This window comes from Streptomyces sp. Ncost-T10-10d (assembly GCF_900091955.1).
Lineage (GTDB): Bacteria > Actinomycetota > Actinomycetes > Streptomycetales > Streptomycetaceae > Streptomyces.
Genome location: NZ_FMDF01000132.1, coordinates 1 through 16365, shown reverse-complemented (window position 1 = coordinate 16365; position 16365 = coordinate 1). Strand labels below are relative to the sequence as shown.

The window sequence follows — 16365 nt, the reverse complement described above, 5'->3', positions numbered from 1 at the left end:
CACCCGTCGCCCGGACGCCGACCGCCACCGGCGGCCGGCGCCGCCCTTGCCCGAGGAAGACCGTTTGCCGTCGGCGGCGCACGTATACGACGCGGCGCGGCGCCGTTCCCCACCAGGGAGCGGCGCCGCGTCGCGTCGTGCTGTGGGCCGGTCGAGTGCCGGACGGGTGAAACAGAAACGTCTTCGGCGGTTAGCCGCAGCGGTATTGCCACAGTGGGTAACCCACTTCTACGTTCTTCATCACGCACCTTGTCTACGTGCGTAGACCCATTCCGCCACAGTGAGGAGGGGTACATGAGCCGCACCGTCATCCACGGTGGTCTCGTCATCACCGCGTCCGACGAAATCCATGCCGACGTACTCATCGAAGGCGGCCGCATCGCCGCGCTCGCGGCACACGACACCGACGCGGCCAAGAGCTGGAGCGCCGACCGGAGGATCGACGCCACCGGCAAATACGTCATCCCCGGCGGTGTCGACGCGCATACGCACATGGAGATGCCGTTCGGCGGCACCTACGCCGCCGACACCTTCGAGACCGGCACCCGCGCGGCCGCCTGGGGCGGCACGACCACGATCGTCGACTTCGCCATCCAGTCCGTGGGCCGCGCGGTCCGCGAAGGGCTCGACGCCTGGTACGCGAAGGCCGACGGAAACTGTGCCATCGACTACGCCTTCCACATGATCCTCTCCGATGTGAACGAGTCCTCGCTCAAGGAGATGGACTTGCTGGTGTCGGAGGGCGTCACCTCCTTCAAGCTGTTCATGGCCTACCCCGGTGTCTTCTACAGCGACGACGGCCAGATCCTGCGTGCCATGCAACGGGCCTCCCACAACGGCGGCCTGATCATGATGCACGCGGAGAACGGCATCGCCATCGACGTCCTCGTCGAACAGGCACTGGCCGAGGGCCGCACCGACCCGCGCTACCACGGCGACGTCCGCAAGGTGGCGCTGGAGGCCGAGGCCACCCACCGCGCCATCCAGCTCGCCCGCGTCGCCGGATCCCCGCTGTACATCGTGCACGTCTCCGCCGACGAGGCCGTCGCCGAGGTCGCCGCCGCCCGCCACAAGGGACTTCCCGTCTTCGGCGAGACCTGCCCGCAGTACCTCTTCCTCTCCACCGACAACCTCGCCGAGCCCGACTTCGAGGGCGCGAAGTACGTCTGCTCGACCCCCCTGCGCCCCAAGGAACACCAGGAAGCGCTCTGGCGGGGCCTCAGGAACAACGAACTCCAGGTCGTCTCCACCGACCACTGCCCCTTCTGCTTCTCCGGACAGAAGGAGATGGGCCGCGGCGACTTCTCGAAGATCCCCAACGGCATGCCCGGTGTGGAGAACCGGATGGACCTCCTTCATCAGGCGGTCGTGGACGGTCACCTCTCGCGCCGCCGCTGGATCGAGATCGCCTGCGCCTCCCCGGCCCGGATGTTCGGCCTCTATCCGAAGAAGGGCACCATCGCCCCCGGCGCCGACGCCGACGTGGTCATCTACGACCCCGCGGCCGAACAGACCATCTCCGCCGATACCCATCACATGAACGTCGACTACTCGGCATACGAGGGAAGGCGCATCACCGGCCAGGTCGAAACGGTCCTCTCGCGCGGTGAAGTCGTCATCGACGGAAGGAAGTTCACCGGCCGGGCCGGTCACGGAATGTACACCCCGCGAGCCACCTGTCAGTACCTGGACTAGGAGCACCCGTCATGGACTTCGGACTCGTCCTCCAGACCGACCCGCCCGCCTCGGCCGTCGTCGGCCTGATGCGCCGCGCCGAGCGCAACGGCTTCCGCTACGGCTGGACCTTCGACTCGGCGGTGCTCTGGCAGGAGCCGTTCGTCATCTACAGCCAGATCCTCGAACACACCGAACACCTCGTCGTCGGTCCCATGGTCACCAACCCGGGCACCCGCACCTGGGAGGTCACCGCCTCCACCTTCGCCACCCTCAACGACATGTACGGCAACCGCACCGTCTGCGGCATCGGGCGCGGCGACTCGGCCATGCGCGTCGCGGGACGCAGGCCCAACACCCTGGCCCGCCTCGGCGAGGCCATCGATGTCATCCGCGACCTCGCCGAGGGACGGGAGGCAACCGTCGACGGGCAGCCGGTCCAGATCCCCTGGGTGAAGGACGGCAGACTGCCCGTCTGGATGGCGGCGTACGGCCCGAAGGCACTCGCCCTCGCCGGACAGAAGGCCGACGGCTTCATCCTCCAGCTCGCCGACCCGTTCCTCACCGAGTGGATGATCAAGGCGGTACGGGACGCCGCGACGGAGGCCGGCCGCGACCCGGCCTCCGTGACCATCTGCGTCGCCGCCCCCGCCTATGTGAGCGACGACCTCGACCACGCCCGCGAGCAGTGCCGCTGGTTCGGCGGCATGGTCGGCAACCATGTCGCGGACCTGGTCTCCCGGTACGGCGAGCACTCCGGACTCGTCCCCGAGGCCCTGACCGCGTACATCGCCGGCCGGTCAGGCTACGACTACAGCCACCACGGCCGCGCCGGAAACCCCGACACGGCCTTCGTACCGGACGAGATCGTCGACCGGTTCTGCCTGCTGGGCCCCGCCGAGGCACACATCGAGAAGCTCCGGGCCCTGCGCGATCTGGGCGTCGACCAGTTCGCCGTCTACAACATGCACGATGCACGCGAGGCGACGATCGACGCCTACGGATCCGAGATCATCCCCGCCCTGTCGGCCTGACCCGTCCGCCCCACGGTTGTACGCACCCCCGTCCCACGGTTGCACGCACGCACGCGCCCCGCCCCGCACGGCACCGCTCCCGAGCGAAGGGTCCAGCCGCCATGACATCGACCGTCCCACCCACCCCACCCCTCCCACCGCTTCCACCGCAGGGCCGGATATCCGGCCCCGCGGGTCGCGTCGAACTCGCCCCCGGCGCCGTCCCCACCGACAGCCGGTTCGTCAACGACGACCTGCTGCCCGTTCCGCTGGAACGGCGCCGCTGGACGACGTACAACTTCGCCGCGCTCTGGGTCGGCATGGCCCACAACATCCCGTCCTGGCTGCTCGCCTCCGGCCTGGTGGCCCTCGGCATGGACTGGAAGCAGGCCGTCCTCACCATCGCGCTCGCCAACCTGATCGTGCTCGGCCCGATGCTGCTCACCGGGCATGCCGGACCCAAGTACGGCATCCCCTTCCCCGTTCTGGCCCGCGCCTCCTTCGGTCTGCGCGGCGCCAACCTGCCCGCGCTGATCCGGGCCGCGGTGGCCTGTGCCTGGTTCGGCATCCAGACCTGGATCGGTGGCGTCGGCATCTTCACCCTGCTCGGGAAGATCTTCGGCGGCTGGGCGAAGGCGTCCGAGATCGGCGGGCAGCCGTGGACGCTCTGGCTCTGCTTCATCCTCTTCTGGGCGCTCGAACTCGCCATCATCTACCGGGGGATGGACACCCTGCGGCGGTTCGAGAACTGGGCCGCCCCGTTCGTCATCGTCGGCGCCGTGGTGCTTCTGGTCTGGGTCGCCGTCAAGGCCGGTGGCTTCGGCCCGCTGCTCGACCAGCCCTCCGAGCTCGGCTGGGGCAAGGAGTTCTGGCCCGTCTTCTTCCCGTCCCTGATGGGGATGATCGCCTTCTGGGCCACGCTCTCCCTGAACATCCCCGACTTCACCCGCTTCGGGGCCGGTCAACGCGCCCAGATCTGGGGCCAGTCGCTCGGCCTGCCGACCACCATGACGCTCTTCGCCCTGCTCTCGGTTCTGGTCACCTCCGGCTCACAGGCCGTGTACGGGGAGGCGATCTGGGATCCGGTCCAGCTCGTCGCCAGGACCGACAACGTCTTCGGTCTGCTCTACGCCCTGGTCACGGTGCTCGTCGCGACGGTCTCCGTGAACATCGCGGCGAACGTCGTGTCACCCGCGTACGACCTGGCGAACCTCGCACCCAAACTCATCAACTTCCGTACGGGAGCCCTGATCACGGGTGTCGTCGGCGTCCTCATCATGCCGTGGAAACTCACCGAAACCCCCGAGCTGTACATCTTCACCTGGCTCGGTCTGGTCGGCGGACTGCTCGGTACGGTCGCGGGCATTCTGATCGCCGACTACTGGATCGTCCGCCGCACCGTGCTCGACCTCGCGGACCTGTACCGTCCCGGCGGCCGCTACTGGTACGCGAACGGCTGGAACTGGCGGGCGGTCGTCGCGTTCGTCGTCGGCGGCATCCTGGCGATCGGCGGCTCCCACTCCGCCCCGGGCACGGGCCCCTTCCCGGCCGACGGCCTGATCCCGTTCCTCAAGCCGCTCGCGGACTACGGCTGGGCGGTCGGGCTGGCCTCGTCGCTGGTGCTGTACGCGGTGCTCAGCGGTCGGTCCGAGGTCACACCGGCGACATCGGGCGGCTCAGCAGCGCGCTGATGTCGTACGTCTGATCCGGTGGCGGCGTGGCCGTGGGCACCGGCTTGTCGAAAGCCGAGAAGCCCATGACCGCGCTCGCCCCACCGTCCTGCACCGTGATCCTCAGCGGGTACGGCTTGCCCGTGGCCGCGACGTACGTCGTCATCGTCCTGCCGTCCCTGAGCCTGGTCAGCGGTACCACCGAAGCCCCGCCGAGCGTGGTCTTCCTGCCCTTGTTCAGCGTCCCGCGGTCGTTGTCCGCGTGGTCGGCGACCAGCTTCTGGAAGGTGTCCAGATCGCAGCCGCTCACCAGGTCGCGCAGTCTCGGATCGTCGGCCGAGCCCTTCATGTACCGCCCGTTGAGGATTGCGGCGAAGGCCGAGCCGACGCCGGGAACCTGGTTCTTCCAGAAGTTCGCATCCGGCTTGACCCAGACGTCGTCGCCGCGCTTCACGATCCGGGCCGACCCCTGATCGTTGCCGAGGTTCACCGAACCGTTGCAGTTGCCGTCCCGGTCCAGGGTGAGATCCAGGGTCGGGGCGGGGCTGCCGCTGTTGTAGTGGCCGCGCGCGCTGAGGTGCAGCGAATGGACGCTCAGCAGCGCGTCGCGCGACCGGTCGGCGATCTGCTGGGCGGGGAGCGTGTCGATGCCGTTGTCCGCCCGTGCCACACCGCCGCCGATGACGCTGCCGCTGGTGAGTCCCAGTACGAGGACCGCCGCCCAGGCGGCCCTGCGTGTGCCGATGAGTTGGCCGGTCACGGCGCCTCCCTCGAAGGGCCCGTCGGGCCTGTTCAAGTGTGCGATCCGATCCTTCTGAGCGTACGTCGGAGCGGGGCGGGTCGCGCGACGGAGGGAGCCACCGGACCGGCCACCGGTCCTGTCCTCAGCGCGGCCGGGCGCTTTGCTCCAGCAGTCGTGGAAGCACACCCGCCAACCGCTCCCGCAGCCGGCCCGGATCGCTGTCCACCCATGGATGGACGGCGTGGAACGCGGCCCAGTCCACCAGCCAGTCCAGCACCGTTCCGGGCGTGAACCCTTCCGCGTGCGGGCCGAGCACGGTGCGCAGCAGGCGGGGCGACAGCCGGGTCGACGGGTGCTCCGCGAGCAGCACCGCGTCGTACAGGTCCTTGGCCGCCGACCGGCCCTCGGCCTCCTGGTCCTCGGCGAGCCACAGCAGTTTCCACGCGAGCGAGAGGCCAGGACCCGCGGTACGGACCGGCGTGGGCGGTCCGCCGTCGCCGCGCGGGCAGGCGGTCCATACCGGGGCCTGGGGCAACCGCTCGTCCTGGGCGAAGTCCATCCGCAGCTCGCCCGGCGGCAGCCCGTCGGCCTGCCAGGGGACGACGACGCGCGTGCCGGGCGTCTCGTACTCCCGGTACATCCACACGCCGTCCGAGGTCACCGTGTACGGATCGATCCGTATCCCGCTCGGCGGCGGAGGCCCGGCCCGAAGGGCCCCGATGACCTCCTCGGCCGGGGCGGGGGAGGGTTCCACGTCGTCGGAATCGATCCAGTGCAGCCCTTCGGGCGCGAGTACGGGCCGGGCGCCTCCGGTGGTGTGGCACTCGCCGTCCGTCCACAGCCCGGGAGCCGCCGCGCCGTGCGCGGCCTCCGGCCACTGCTGGACGACCTCGACCCCGTCGACGTACGGGTAGGGATCGAGGCGGTCGGTGAAACTGTCCGCCGACGGCTCCAGGACGATCCAGTCCAGATCGCCCGGCTCCCGGGCGGCAGCGCCCACCCAGGCCTGGAGCGGGAGGCTGCCACGCAGAATCAGGCCGTCACCCCAGGGCGATTCGGCGATCACGCGCAGCAGGTGGTCCTGGACGCTGCGCCGGGCGGCCCGCCAGCGCGGTGCCAGGGACGGGTCGTCGAACGCCGGTTCCCCGGGGAAAGGCCGGTTCGTCGTGCTCATACGGGCGCCCCGGTCCGCTCGTCGATCCAGCCCGCGTCCACCGCCGGATGGTCGTCGTGCACCACGAACTCCTCCTCGACCTCCAGCACTTCGAGCCCGGCGGCGCCCAGCGCGCCGAGGAGCGCGTCGAGCCGGGCACGCGCCTGAGGCCGGCCGACCGCTCGGCAGCGCTGGGTGACGAACCGCTCGTGACGTCCCTCTTGGACAGCGCGGCGGGCATTGCGTGAGAGGTGGGCGCTGTGGCGCTCAGCCACGGCCCGTGCGACGGCGAGCTCCGGCTCACCGGAGAGCGTCAGCTTGATGTGGTGCTCGAAATGACAGACGGGGGACAGGGCCGCCGCCTCGTCGGCCGTCCGCGGTATGTCCTCGTTCCACGGAGCGGCCTCGATCTTCACCCGTACGACGGAGAAACCCGCCGCGCGCAGCTCGGCCGACCGGAGCCGGGCCGCGGACCGCCGCCCGGTCAGCGAACCACGGCCCTGCTCGGTCAGCATGGGCTGGTCCGGCACGGCGCCGCGGTCCAGGAGGATGTGGGTGAGTTTCAGGCCGTTGCGTTCCGCCCAGCGCTCCAGACGGGCACTCTCGTCCGCCTCGGCGCCGCCCGTACCGGGGCGTGGATCGAGCCGCACCGTCAGATGCGTCTCAAATTCTCCCTCGAACTCCGCTTCCACACGCCCCCCAGCAGCACTTTCGCCGTCCACTTCCGTCAGTGAACGTAGCAAGCGGGACTGACACTCCCCGGCGGCCCTCAGCCGAACGGTTGAGCGGACCGCCCACTACTCGTTACCCTCCGGTAAGTTCGTTCGGGCGTACAGGTGCGGGCGCGCACCTGCCGATACGAGGAAGGCGGGCAGCCCATGTCCTCAACGGAAGCCGTCGAAACGATCGAACCGGCCGGCCCCACCGGACTGGCCGACAGCGCACTGGAGCTGGCCGAGGGCCGTACCACCTCGACCGAGCAGGTGTCCGCCGCCCTGAGCCGTATCGAGGCGAGCCAGAGCACCCTCAACGCGTTCAGGCACCTGCGCGCCGAGGCCGCACTCGCCGAGGCCGCCGAGGCCGACCGCCGGCTCGCCGCGGGGGAGCGGCTGCCCCTGCTCGGGGTTCCGGTCGCCGTCAAGGACGACACCGATGTCGTCGGGATGCCGACCTACTTCGGCTGCGACGGCGATCTGCCCGCCGCCACCGCCGACAGCGAGGCCGTGCGCAGGCTGCGGGCGGCCGGGGCCGTGATCGTCGGGAAGACCAATTCCTGCGAGCTGGGCCAGTGGCCGTTCACCGAGGGCCCGGCCTTCGGCGTCACCCGCAACCCCTGGAACACCGGACGCACCCCCGGCGGCTCGTCCGGCGGTTCGGCGGCGGCCGTCGCGGCCGGGCTCGTACCCGCCGCACTCGGCTCGGACGGCGCGGGGTCCGTCCGCATCCCCGCAGCCTGGACCCATCTCGTCGGCATCAAACCGCAGCGCGGCCGGATCTCCGTCCACCCGCACAGCGACGCCTTTCAGGGCCTGACCGTCAACGGCCCCCTGGCCAGGACCGTCGCCGACGCCGCCCTGCTGCTCGACGCGGTCGCCGGAGCCCACCCCGACGACCCACACCGCCCGCCCCCGTCCAGGCATCGGCCGCAGCCCGCCGCGACCCGGGCAGACTGCGCATCGCCGTCGCCTGGCGCCCCCCGCTCACCCTCACCGGCACCATGCCCCACCCCGACGTGCGGCGGGCCGTCACCGCGCTGGCCGAGGCCCTTGCCCGCCTCGGCCACGACGTCGAGGAGGCCAGGCCCCGCTACGGGCTGATCGGTCTCGGCTTCGTCCCCCGCGCCACCGCCGGGATCGCCGAACTCGCCGCCCGCCACCCCGACCCCGCCCTCCTCGACCCGCGCACCCGCAGCGCCCTGCGCACCGGCACCCGGCTGGGAGGCCGGGTGGTGCGCGCGGCCAGGGAGCGGGAGGTGCGCCAGCACCGCAGGATCGGTGCGTTCTTCCACACGTCCCGGGCCGGCGCCGGATACGACGTACTGCTCACCCCGACGACCGCCCTGCCACCGCCTCCGATCGGCAGGTTCGACGGGCTGAGTGCCTGGCGCACCGATGTGACGATGGCCGAGGCCTGTCCGTACGCCTGGCCCTGGAACGTGCTGGGCTGGCCCGGCATCAACGTACCGGCCGGGTTCACCTCCGACGGACTGCCCGTCGGCGCCCAGCTGCTGGGCCCTTCCCGCAGCGAGGAACGGCTGATCTCCCTCGCCGCCCAGCTGGAGGCCGACCGCCGCTGGTACGAGCACCGGCCCCCCGCCCCTCCCGCCGCGGTCAGACCGGGCGGCGGGCACTGACCACCCACACCCCCGCCCGCATCAGCACACCCTCCGGGGTCTCGTGCGGCAGCAGCACATCCGTCATCGAGGCCCGGGTGGCATCGCGGACGGCGAGTCCCGGCGTCCGGGAGACGAAGAACTCCACGGCGTCCGCCGCATCCCGGCCCCAGCAGGTGGCCGCGGTCACGCCGACCGCGGAGATCTCCGTGAAGCCGGCCACCCCCAGAACCTCGTGGAGACGCTCCGGCTCCGACAGGGAGGCCATCGCCGTCGCCACCGCGTTCTCCGACTCGTGGTCCCTCCCCAGCAGCGAGGCGAGCAGGCCCAGCGTCCTGCCCTCCTCGCCGTCGGCCTGCGGGGGCTGCGGGCAGATGAAGGCCAGTCTGCCGCCGGGCCGCAGTGCACCGGCGATATGGGTGAACGCGGCGATGTGGTCGGCGAAGAACATCACCCCGCCCCTGCTGATCGCCACGTCGTAGCCGCCCGGCTCCAACGGATGAACCTGCGCGTCACCCAACTCGTAGGAAACGGAGGGGAATTGATCTGCGGGGGTGAGGGATCGGGCCCGTTCCAGGAGCGGCGCCGAGATGTCCACGCCGGTGACCCGCCCCTGCGGGGCGCGCCGCGCGGCCATCCGGGTCGTGAGGCCGCTGCCACAGCCGATGTCGAGGACCCGTTCGGCGCAGCCGATCGCCGCCACGTCGAACAGCGGCGCGTCGAATTCGGCCAGCATGGCGTTGTAACGCTCCGGATGGTCGGCCCAGTGCAGGCCGAGCGGTCCGTTCCAGGCGTCGGCGACAGTCATGCGTGCTCCTTCGTGGTGGTGAGGGCAGCCTCGATGCGTTCGACCGCGCAGAACGCACCGAAGGCGATCAGATGGACCAGGCAGTGATCGGTGCGCGGCGGTACGAGCCAGGCGGCCACGTCGTCGTCGGTGATCCGGTAGGGCGCACGGGCCGCGAGCAGCGCCAGCCGGGCGCCCGGCAGCTCGTCCCGGTCCGGCAGCTGTGCGCCGTGCAGCGGCAGGGAGGTGACGCCGTCCCAGGCCGCGACCGATTCCCGTACGACTGTCAGCTCCTCGTCGCTCAGCAGCCCCGCGCCGAGATGCGCCGCCGTACGAAGCGCGCCGAATGCCGTGCCGATCGCCGTGCCCGCCGCCCAGCGCGGTGACTCGCCCTCCGTTTCGAGCAGTGCCAGGCTCTCCCCGGGCATCAGCTCACGGCGCACGGTGCCGGCCAGGGAGCGGCCCGCCACGGTCCGCACGAGGCGGTACTTCTGGGCGCCGCCGGGCAGCATGTCCTCGGTCAGCAGCGACGACACGATCCGGTTGATGAAATGGAAGGCGAGCCCCGTCCCGATGTACTCCGCGGCCTGCTCGGCCGGGAACGGCTGCGCGGTGCTCATGTCCTTTCCCCAGGCAAGCAGTTGGCGGTGCACGGGGTCCTTCGGCTGCTCGCCGCGCACGATCGTCTCGGCGAGTCGATGGTCGCCGGTGGCATGCAGCAGCACGGTGTGCGCGGCCACACAGAACGGGCAGCGGTTGACGAGCGACACCCCGGCAGCCACCACCTCCTTGTCCGTGCGCGGCGCCCGCCCGGCCAGCAGGGACTCCCGCATCGCGGCCCAGGCGCCGGCCAGCAACGGTGGCGCGGCGGACAGGACGACAAAGGTCGAGGCACGTTCGATGCCGAAATCGGTGCCCAGTTGGGCGTACACATCGGCGACCGTGCCGGTCGCCGACTTCGGCGGTACGGGTGAGGTGTAACGGAAAGGTCCGGTCATGGCGACGATGCTCGCCCGCCGGCCCGCCCCCGGTCGTCGTACACCCGAAGGCGATTGCCGCTGATCCCGTGTGATTCACCGCCGCCGCGACTACTTCCCCGGGAGTAGTCGCGTCCCCGTCCCCGCGGGTGATGCCACCGCAGCCGTACGGAGGTTAGGGTGCCGCACATGCGGGGGGAAACGAAGGACATCGACCGGCGAACTCGCCTGCTGGATACGTCACTTGCCGTCGTCGTCGCCGCGGCGGTCACCGCCGCGGCCCTCGTCGCCTCGTCGCCCGGTGCCCTCGACCTGTTGCTCATCGCGGCCGGCGCACTCGCCCTGGCCGGGCATCGCAGCGCCCCACGCGCGGTCCTCGCCCTCACCACGCTCTGCATGCTCGGGTACGTGATTCACGCCCACCCGGGAAGCTGGGCGGCGTTCCCCGTGCTGGCCGCCGTGCACGCGGCCGCCCGCAGCGGACACCGCGCCTGGGGCGTCGGCGCGGGCGCCCTCTTCCTCACCGGCTACTTCACGGTCCTCGCCGTCACGGCACCGGCCCCCCAGGGCACCGTCGAACGCACCCTCCTGCTGCTCGGCTGGTTCCTCTGCGCGGGCGTCACCGGACTCATCGACAAGAACTGGCAGGCGTATCTGCGACAGACCGAACAGCGCGCCCTGGACGCCGAACGCAGCCGGGACGAGACCGCGCTGCGCCGGGCGGGGGAGGAGCGGCTGCGGATCGCCCGCGAGCTGCACGACTCGCTCACCCACTCCATCTCGATCGTCAAGCTCCAGGCCGGAGTCGCCGTGCACCTCGCCCGCAAACGGGGCACCGAGGTGGAACCCGCACTGCTCGCCATCCAGGAGGCGAGCGGCGAGGCGATGCGTGAGCTGCGGGCAACGCTGGAAGTGCTCCGGACCGACGTCGTGGAGCCCGGCACCGGGCTCGACCGCATCGACGAGCTGGCCGAGCGGGCCCGTACCGCGGGCATCGCGCTCGCCGTCACGGTCAGCGGTGACGAACGGCCCCTGCCCCCGGCCGTCGACCGGGCCGCGTACCGCATCGTGCAGGAGGCCCTCACCAATGTCGCCCGGCATGCCGACCGTGCCACGACGACCGTCCGCCTCACCTACACCGAACGGGCCCTGACCGTGCACATCGACGACCAGGGCCCCTGCGTCGCCGGTGACACCATCACCACCGGCACCGGCCTCACCGGCATGCGGGAACGCGTCACCGCACTCGGCGGCACCCTCGACGCCGCACCCCGCCCGGCCGGCGGCTTCTCCGTACGCGCGGAGCTCCCCCTGCGCACCGCAGGAACCGTCGGATGACCGAGGGGGACGCCCCGACGATCCGGGTGCTGATCGTCGACGACCAGGCGCTGATGCGGGCCGGATTCCGGGCGCTGCTCGAAGCGGAGGACGGCATCGAGGTGATCGGCGAGGCCGCCGACGGCCGCCAGGGCCTGGAACTCGCCCGGCTGCACACTCCGGACGTCGCCCTCGTCGACGTACAGATGCCGGTGATGGGAGGCATCGAGGCCACCCGCGAGATCGCCGCCGACCCCCTGCTGGCAGGCGTCCATGTCGTGATCCTCACCAATTACGGCCTCGACGAGTACGTCTTCGACGCGCTGCGCGCCGGAGCCGCCGGTTTTCTCCTGAAGGACACCGAGCCCGCCGAACTCCTGAGGGCCATCCGCGTCGCGGCCGGCGGTGACGCACTGCTCTCGCCCGCCGTCACCCGTCGGCTGATCGGCGAATTCGTCGCCAGACCACCCGACCGGAGCACTGCGCCCGGCTTCGAGACCCTCACCCGCCGGGAGCGCGAAGTCAGCGCGCTCGCCGCCCGCGGGCTCACCAACGAGGAGATCGCCGCACACATGGTGATCAGCCCGTTCACCGCGAAGACCCATATCAGCCGCGCCATGACGAAGCTGGGCGCCCGCGACCGGGCGCAGCTCGTCGTCTTCGCCTACGAATCGGGCCTCGTCACACCCCGGGAACCCCGCCCCTGAAGGCGGCGCGACAGCAGCCCGCCCGCCCGGTCCACGGTGGCGGACGCTCGCACCGGAGCGGCGGAGGCGGGATCATGGACGGGAACGGAGCGGATGGGTGGTGACCAGTATGGCGTCCGAAGGCCCGCAGTCGGCGCCCGGAGCCGAACCGTCGCAGCCCAGGACCCCTCAGCACTCCTTCGACACGGCGAATGACGCGACCGCGGTGGTGGCCGCTACCGGAACGGTCATCGGCTGGACACACAGCGCACAGGACCTGCTGGGGTACCGCGCCGCCGAGGTGGTCGGGCGGTCCGCCGGCTTCCTCCTCGCGATGCCCGAGGACCCGGTGAGAGTGGCGGGGATCGCCGAGCGGTGCCGTGCGGGCGTGGGGTGGAGCGGTGTCGCCGACGTGCGGCGGCGCGACGGTCGGCAGATCGAGGTGGATCTGCGGATCTCGGCCTCGTTCCACCTGGACGGCCGGGAGTGCTTCCTGGTCTCCGCACGCGAACGGCGACCGGTGTGGACGGTCGGGCAGTCGGTGCTCGACGCCTTCCTGACCAGCTCGCCGATCGGCATGGCGGTGATGAGCCCGCAACTGCGCTACGTCTGGATGAACGAAACCCTGGAACGCATCGGCGGCGTCCCGCGTGAGCAGCGCGTGGGCCGCCGGATGGGCGAAGTGCTCCCGGGACTGGAGACCGACGCCATAGAGCCTCTGATGCGCCGCGTGCTGGACACCGGGGTTCCCGTCATCGACTTCGAGTACCGGGGCTGGAGCTGGGCCGATCCGCACCGCGAGCGCGCCTACTCCACGTCGTTCTTCCCCCTGACCGACGCCGACGGCACCGTCACCGGCATCTGCTACATGGTCCTGGACGTCACCGACCGGTGGAAGGCCCAGCAGCGTCTGGCCCTGGTCAACGACGCCGGGGCCAGCATCGGCTCCACCCTGGACGTGATGCGCACGGCTCAGGAGCTGGCCGACTTCGCGGTGCCGCGGTTCGCCGACTTCGTCACCGTCGATCTGCTGGAGCCGGTCGCCAGCCCCGAGGAGCCCGGCCCATGGCCTTTGGGCACAGCGCCTTCCGGTACGGGCGGAGCAGCCCGCCCCGGTGGCGCGTCGTTGCGGCCGACGATGCGTCGGGCAGGGATGAGCTCGGTGCGGGAGGGCTGCCCGGAAGCGGTCCACCGGATCGGGGACCAGGTGGATTCCCTTCCCCCGCCCCACGACGTACGGTTCCTCAGCGACGGCGAACCCGTCCTCATCCCGGTTCTCGATGCCGTCAGGCACCTGTGGGCGGTCGAACAACCCGCCAGGGAAGCGGCCATCCGCGACTTCGGTTTCCACTCCCTCATTGCGGTTCCCATGCGGGCCCGGGACACAGTGCTCGGCCTGACCACCTTCGTGCGATCGCTGAACCCGGCCCCCTTTGAGCCGGACGACGTGCTTCCGGCCCGCGACCTGGTGGCGCGGGCGGCGGTGTGCGTGGACAACGCCCGCCGCTACACCCGCGAGCACACCGCTGCGCTCACACTGCAGCGCAGCCTGCTCCCGCACACGCTGCCCGGAGGCATGGCCCTGGACGTGGCGTCCTCGTACCTCCCGGCGGACGCCAAGGACGGTGTCGGGGGCGACTGGTTCGACGTGATCCCGCTGTCCAGCGCCCGGGTCGCCCTGGTCGTCGGCGATGTCGTCGGACACGGCATCAGCGCCGCAGCGACCATGGGCCGGCTCCGCACCGCGGTGCACACTCTCGCCGACATGGACCTTCCCCCCGATGAGCTGCTGGCCCACCTCGACGACCTGGTGATCCGCCTGAGCGACGAGGAACCCGAGGGTGAGTCGAGCGGCACGACCGTGCTGGGCGCCACCTGCCTGTACGCCATCTACGACCCGGTCACCCAGCTCTGCACGATGGCGCGCGCCGGCCACCCGCCCCCGTCGTCGTCTCCCCGGACGGACGCGTCACCTTCCCCGAACTGCCCGCAGGCCCCCGCTCGGCCTGGGCGGACTGCCCTTCGAGACAGCGGAGATCGAGCTGCCGGACGGCAGCCTGATCGCCCTCTACACCAACGGTCTCATCGAAGGCAGGGACCGGGACGCCGAACTCGGGATGTCCCGCCTCGGCGGGGTCCTGGCCCAGCGCGGACTTCCGCTCGACACCCTGTGCGCGACGGCCGTGGAGCAGCTGCTTCCCGTGCCGCAGCCCGACGACGTCGCCCTGCTCCTCGCCCGCACCCACGAACTGAGCGCCGACCATGTCGTCTCATGGGAGGTACCCCCCGACCCGGCAGCCGTTGCGGGTGTCCGGGCCCGGACGGCCCGACTGCTGAGGACCTGGGGACTGGAGGAGCTGCAGATGACGACCGAGCTGATCGTCAGCGAGCTGGTCACCAACGCGCTGCGCCACGCCACCGGCCCGATCCGGCTGCGGCTGCTGCGCCAGTCCGTCCTGATCTGCGAGGTCTCCGACGCCAGCAGCACCTCACCCCGGCTGCGCCACGCCAGGACCACGGACGAGGGCGGTCGCGGCCTCTTCCTCGTGGCCCAGCTCACCCACCGCTGGGGCACCCGCTACACGCCCGAAGGCAAGATCATCTGGACCGAGCAGGAACTGCCGGCGACGGGAATGTGAGGACGTTCCGGGGGAGCCGTCCACGGCGCAGGCTCTACGGCACCCGAGCGGTCCACTCCTCGGTGCCGAACTTCGTACGCACGAGCTCCTCGGCCTTGGCCATCTCCTCGTCCGTCACCTTGCCCTGCGTGAGGCCGTGCCGGCTACGGAAGGAGTCGATCATTCGCTCGATGACGGCCTCGCGCGCCAGTCCTGTCTGGCGGCGCAGCGGGTCGACACGCTTCTTCGCGCTCTTGGTGCCCTTGTCGGAGAGCTTCTCCTTGCCGATCCGGAGCACCTCCAGCATCTTGTCCGCGTCGATGTCGTACGACATGGTCACGTGGTGCAGAACGGCACCCTCCCCGCCGGCCACACGCTTCTGTGCCGCGCCCGCGATCTTCCCGGCGTCCGTGGCGATGTCGTTGAGCGGCTGGTACCAGGCCTTGATGCCCATGTCGCCGAGCGCACCGAGCACCCAGTCGTCGAGATAGGCGTAGCTGTCGGCGAACGAGAGGCCGGAGACGAGGGAGTCCGGGACGGAGAGCGAGTACGTGATGGTGTTGCCGGGCTCCACGAACATGGCCCCACCACCGGATATGCGGCGCACGACCGTGATGCCGTGGCGTTCGGCGCCTGCCGGGTCGACCTCATTGCGCAAGGACTGGAAGCTGCCGATGATCACGGCCGGCGCGGCCCACTCCCACACCCGGAGCGTCGGCGGACGCCGGCCCGCGGCGACCTCGGCGGTGATGACCTCGTCGAGCGCCATGTGGAGTGCGGGGGACTGCGGGGCCTCGTGGATGAGCTGCCAGTCGTAGTCGCTCCACTCGGTGGCGTGCGCGAGAGCCCGGCGTACGGCGACGGCGACACCCTCGGAGGTGAGGCCGAGCATCACGGTCGAGGCGGGGAGCGCCGCGTCGATCCGGGCGGTGAGGCCGGCGGTGTCAGTGTTGGCAGGGGCGCCCTCCAGCGCCGCGTCGATCGCGAGGATCGCCTCGTCCGGCTCCAGGAAGAAGTCGCCGGCCACCCGTACGTTGCGCAGTGCCCCGCCCTCGACGTCCAGATCCACCACGACGAGCTTGCCGCCGGGGACCTTGTACTCACCGTGCACAGCCATGCCTCCAGTCTCGCCCGATTCTCATCGCCGCGAATCGGCTCCGATCCAGGACAACTCCGACGCCGTGCGGTTTAATCCGCACATGCGCGGTGACGGACCTGCTGTCGGGGATCACGCCGCCTGCCGTACGGACGTCGTGCCGATGGCGTATCACGTGGAGCGCATGGCGACCCTGGAGCCTGTCGCACAGCCCGCCCGACCCGCGGTTCCCGATCGCCCCTCGACCGGCGACGGCTCGGCGGGCTGACGAAGCGAATAAGACCGACCGGCAAATGGGGG

The 16365-nt window shown here is 71.1% G+C and carries 11 protein-coding genes and 2 pseudogenes; 7 read left to right on the top strand and 6 right to left on the bottom strand.

The window, feature by feature from the left end; genetic code table 11:
• Window positions 1-294: 294 nt before the first annotated feature.
• From hydA to GA0115254_RS21460, 3 genes are all read left to right on the top strand, one after another.
• Window positions 295-1695: a dihydropyrimidinase gene (gene hydA / locus GA0115254_RS21470; protein WP_093896915.1), complete on the top strand. Its 1401-nt coding sequence runs from the start codon at window positions 295-297 to the stop codon at window positions 1693-1695.
• 11 nt (window positions 1696-1706) lie between these two features.
• A complete protein-coding gene (locus GA0115254_RS21465) occupies window positions 1707-2708 on the top strand; it encodes a TIGR03842 family LLM class F420-dependent oxidoreductase (protein ID WP_093896914.1) in 1002 nt (333 codons plus the stop codon).
• 101 nt (window positions 2709-2809) lie between these two features.
• Window positions 2810-4378 (top strand): NCS1 family nucleobase:cation symporter-1, encoded by a 1569-nt coding sequence (locus GA0115254_RS21460; protein ID WP_093896913.1) that lies wholly within the window; start codon window positions 2810-2812, stop codon window positions 4376-4378.
• On the opposite strand, the gene GA0115254_RS21455 is transcribed toward GA0115254_RS21460, so the two are convergent.
• The 3 genes from GA0115254_RS21455 to GA0115254_RS21445 all read right to left on the bottom strand — a co-directional run bounded on the left by GA0115254_RS21455 (window position 4341) and on the right by GA0115254_RS21445 (window position 6944).
• A complete protein-coding gene (locus tag GA0115254_RS21455) occupies window positions 4341-5117 on the bottom strand; it encodes a hypothetical protein (protein WP_093896926.1) in 777 nt (258 codons plus the stop codon). The two genes, GA0115254_RS21460 and GA0115254_RS21455, sit on opposite strands and share 38 nt — an antisense overlap.
• A 124-nt stretch (window positions 5118-5241) precedes the next feature.
• Window positions 5242-6273 carry a nucleotidyl transferase AbiEii/AbiGii toxin family protein gene (locus GA0115254_RS21450; RefSeq protein ID WP_093896912.1) on the bottom strand — a complete coding sequence of 344 codons (1032 nt, stop codon included), beginning with the start codon at window positions 6271-6273 and terminating at the stop codon, window positions 5242-5244.
• On the bottom strand, window positions 6270-6944 hold the full coding sequence (locus GA0115254_RS21445) for a hypothetical protein (protein WP_218105571.1): 675 nt from the start codon (window positions 6942-6944) through the stop codon (window positions 6270-6272). The genes GA0115254_RS21450 and GA0115254_RS21445 overlap by 4 nt, the downstream gene beginning before the upstream one ends.
• 186 nt (window positions 6945-7130) lie before the next feature.
• Here GA0115254_RS21445 and GA0115254_RS21440 point away from each other — a divergent pair.
• Window positions 7131-8605: pseudogene (locus tag GA0115254_RS21440) on the top strand (amidase).
• Here GA0115254_RS21440 and GA0115254_RS21435 read toward each other — a convergent pair.
• Window positions 8583-9392 carry a class I SAM-dependent methyltransferase gene (locus GA0115254_RS21435; RefSeq protein WP_093896911.1) on the bottom strand — a complete coding sequence of 270 codons (810 nt, stop codon included), beginning with the start codon at window positions 9390-9392 and terminating at the stop codon, window positions 8583-8585. The pseudogene GA0115254_RS21440 and the gene GA0115254_RS21435 overlap by 23 nt on opposite strands.
• Window positions 9389-10369 carry a carboxymuconolactone decarboxylase family protein gene (locus tag GA0115254_RS21430; protein ID WP_093896910.1) on the bottom strand — a complete coding sequence of 327 codons (981 nt, stop codon included), beginning with the start codon at window positions 10367-10369 and terminating at the stop codon, window positions 9389-9391. The genes GA0115254_RS21435 and GA0115254_RS21430 overlap by 4 nt, the downstream gene beginning before the upstream one ends.
• Before the next feature lie 168 nt (window positions 10370-10537).
• Here GA0115254_RS21430 and GA0115254_RS21425 point away from each other — a divergent pair, with 168 nt between their 5' ends.
• The 3 genes and pseudogenes from GA0115254_RS21425 to GA0115254_RS21415 all read left to right on the top strand — a co-directional run bounded on the left by GA0115254_RS21425 (window position 10538) and on the right by GA0115254_RS21415 (window position 14990).
• Window positions 10538-11686, top strand: coding sequence for a sensor histidine kinase (locus tag GA0115254_RS21425; RefSeq protein ID WP_176740233.1), 1149 nt, complete (start codon window positions 10538-10540; stop codon window positions 11684-11686).
• Window positions 11683-12372 (top strand): response regulator, encoded by a 690-nt coding sequence (locus tag GA0115254_RS21420; RefSeq protein ID WP_093896908.1) that lies wholly within the window; start codon window positions 11683-11685, stop codon window positions 12370-12372. The genes GA0115254_RS21425 and GA0115254_RS21420 overlap by 4 nt, the downstream gene beginning before the upstream one ends.
• A 109-nt stretch (window positions 12373-12481) precedes the next feature.
• Window positions 12482-14990 (top strand): annotated as a pseudogene (locus GA0115254_RS21415) (SpoIIE family protein phosphatase).
• Window positions 14991-15024: 34 nt separating this feature from the next.
• Here GA0115254_RS21415 and GA0115254_RS21410 read toward each other — a convergent pair.
• Window positions 15025-16080, bottom strand: a complete 1056-nt coding sequence (locus GA0115254_RS21410; protein WP_093896924.1) for a lipoate--protein ligase family protein — start codon at window positions 16078-16080, stop codon at window positions 15025-15027.
• Window positions 16081-16365 lie beyond the last annotated feature (285 nt).

Coding starts and splice junctions, on each gene's coding strand:
- hydA (WP_093896915.1), top strand. CDS start 295: ATGAGCCGCACCGTCATCCACGGTGGTCTCGTCATCACCGCGTCCGAC.
- GA0115254_RS21465 (WP_093896914.1), top strand. CDS start 1,707: ATGGACTTCGGACTCGTCCTCCAGACCGACCCGCCCGCCTCGGCCGTC.
- GA0115254_RS21460 (WP_093896913.1), top strand. CDS start 2,810: ATGACATCGACCGTCCCACCCACCCCACCCCTCCCACCGCTTCCACCG.
- GA0115254_RS21450 (WP_093896912.1), bottom strand. CDS start 6,273: ATGAGCACGACGAACCGGCCTTTCCCCGGGGAACCGGCGTTCGACGAC.
- GA0115254_RS21435 (WP_093896911.1), bottom strand. CDS start 9,392: ATGACTGTCGCCGACGCCTGGAACGGACCGCTCGGCCTGCACTGGGCC.
- GA0115254_RS21430 (WP_093896910.1), bottom strand. CDS start 10,369: ATGACCGGACCTTTCCGTTACACCTCACCCGTACCGCCGAAGTCGGCG.
- GA0115254_RS21425 (WP_176740233.1), top strand. CDS start 10,538: ATGCGGGGGGAAACGAAGGACATCGACCGGCGAACTCGCCTGCTGGAT.
- GA0115254_RS21420 (WP_093896908.1), top strand. CDS start 11,683: ATGACCGAGGGGGACGCCCCGACGATCCGGGTGCTGATCGTCGACGAC.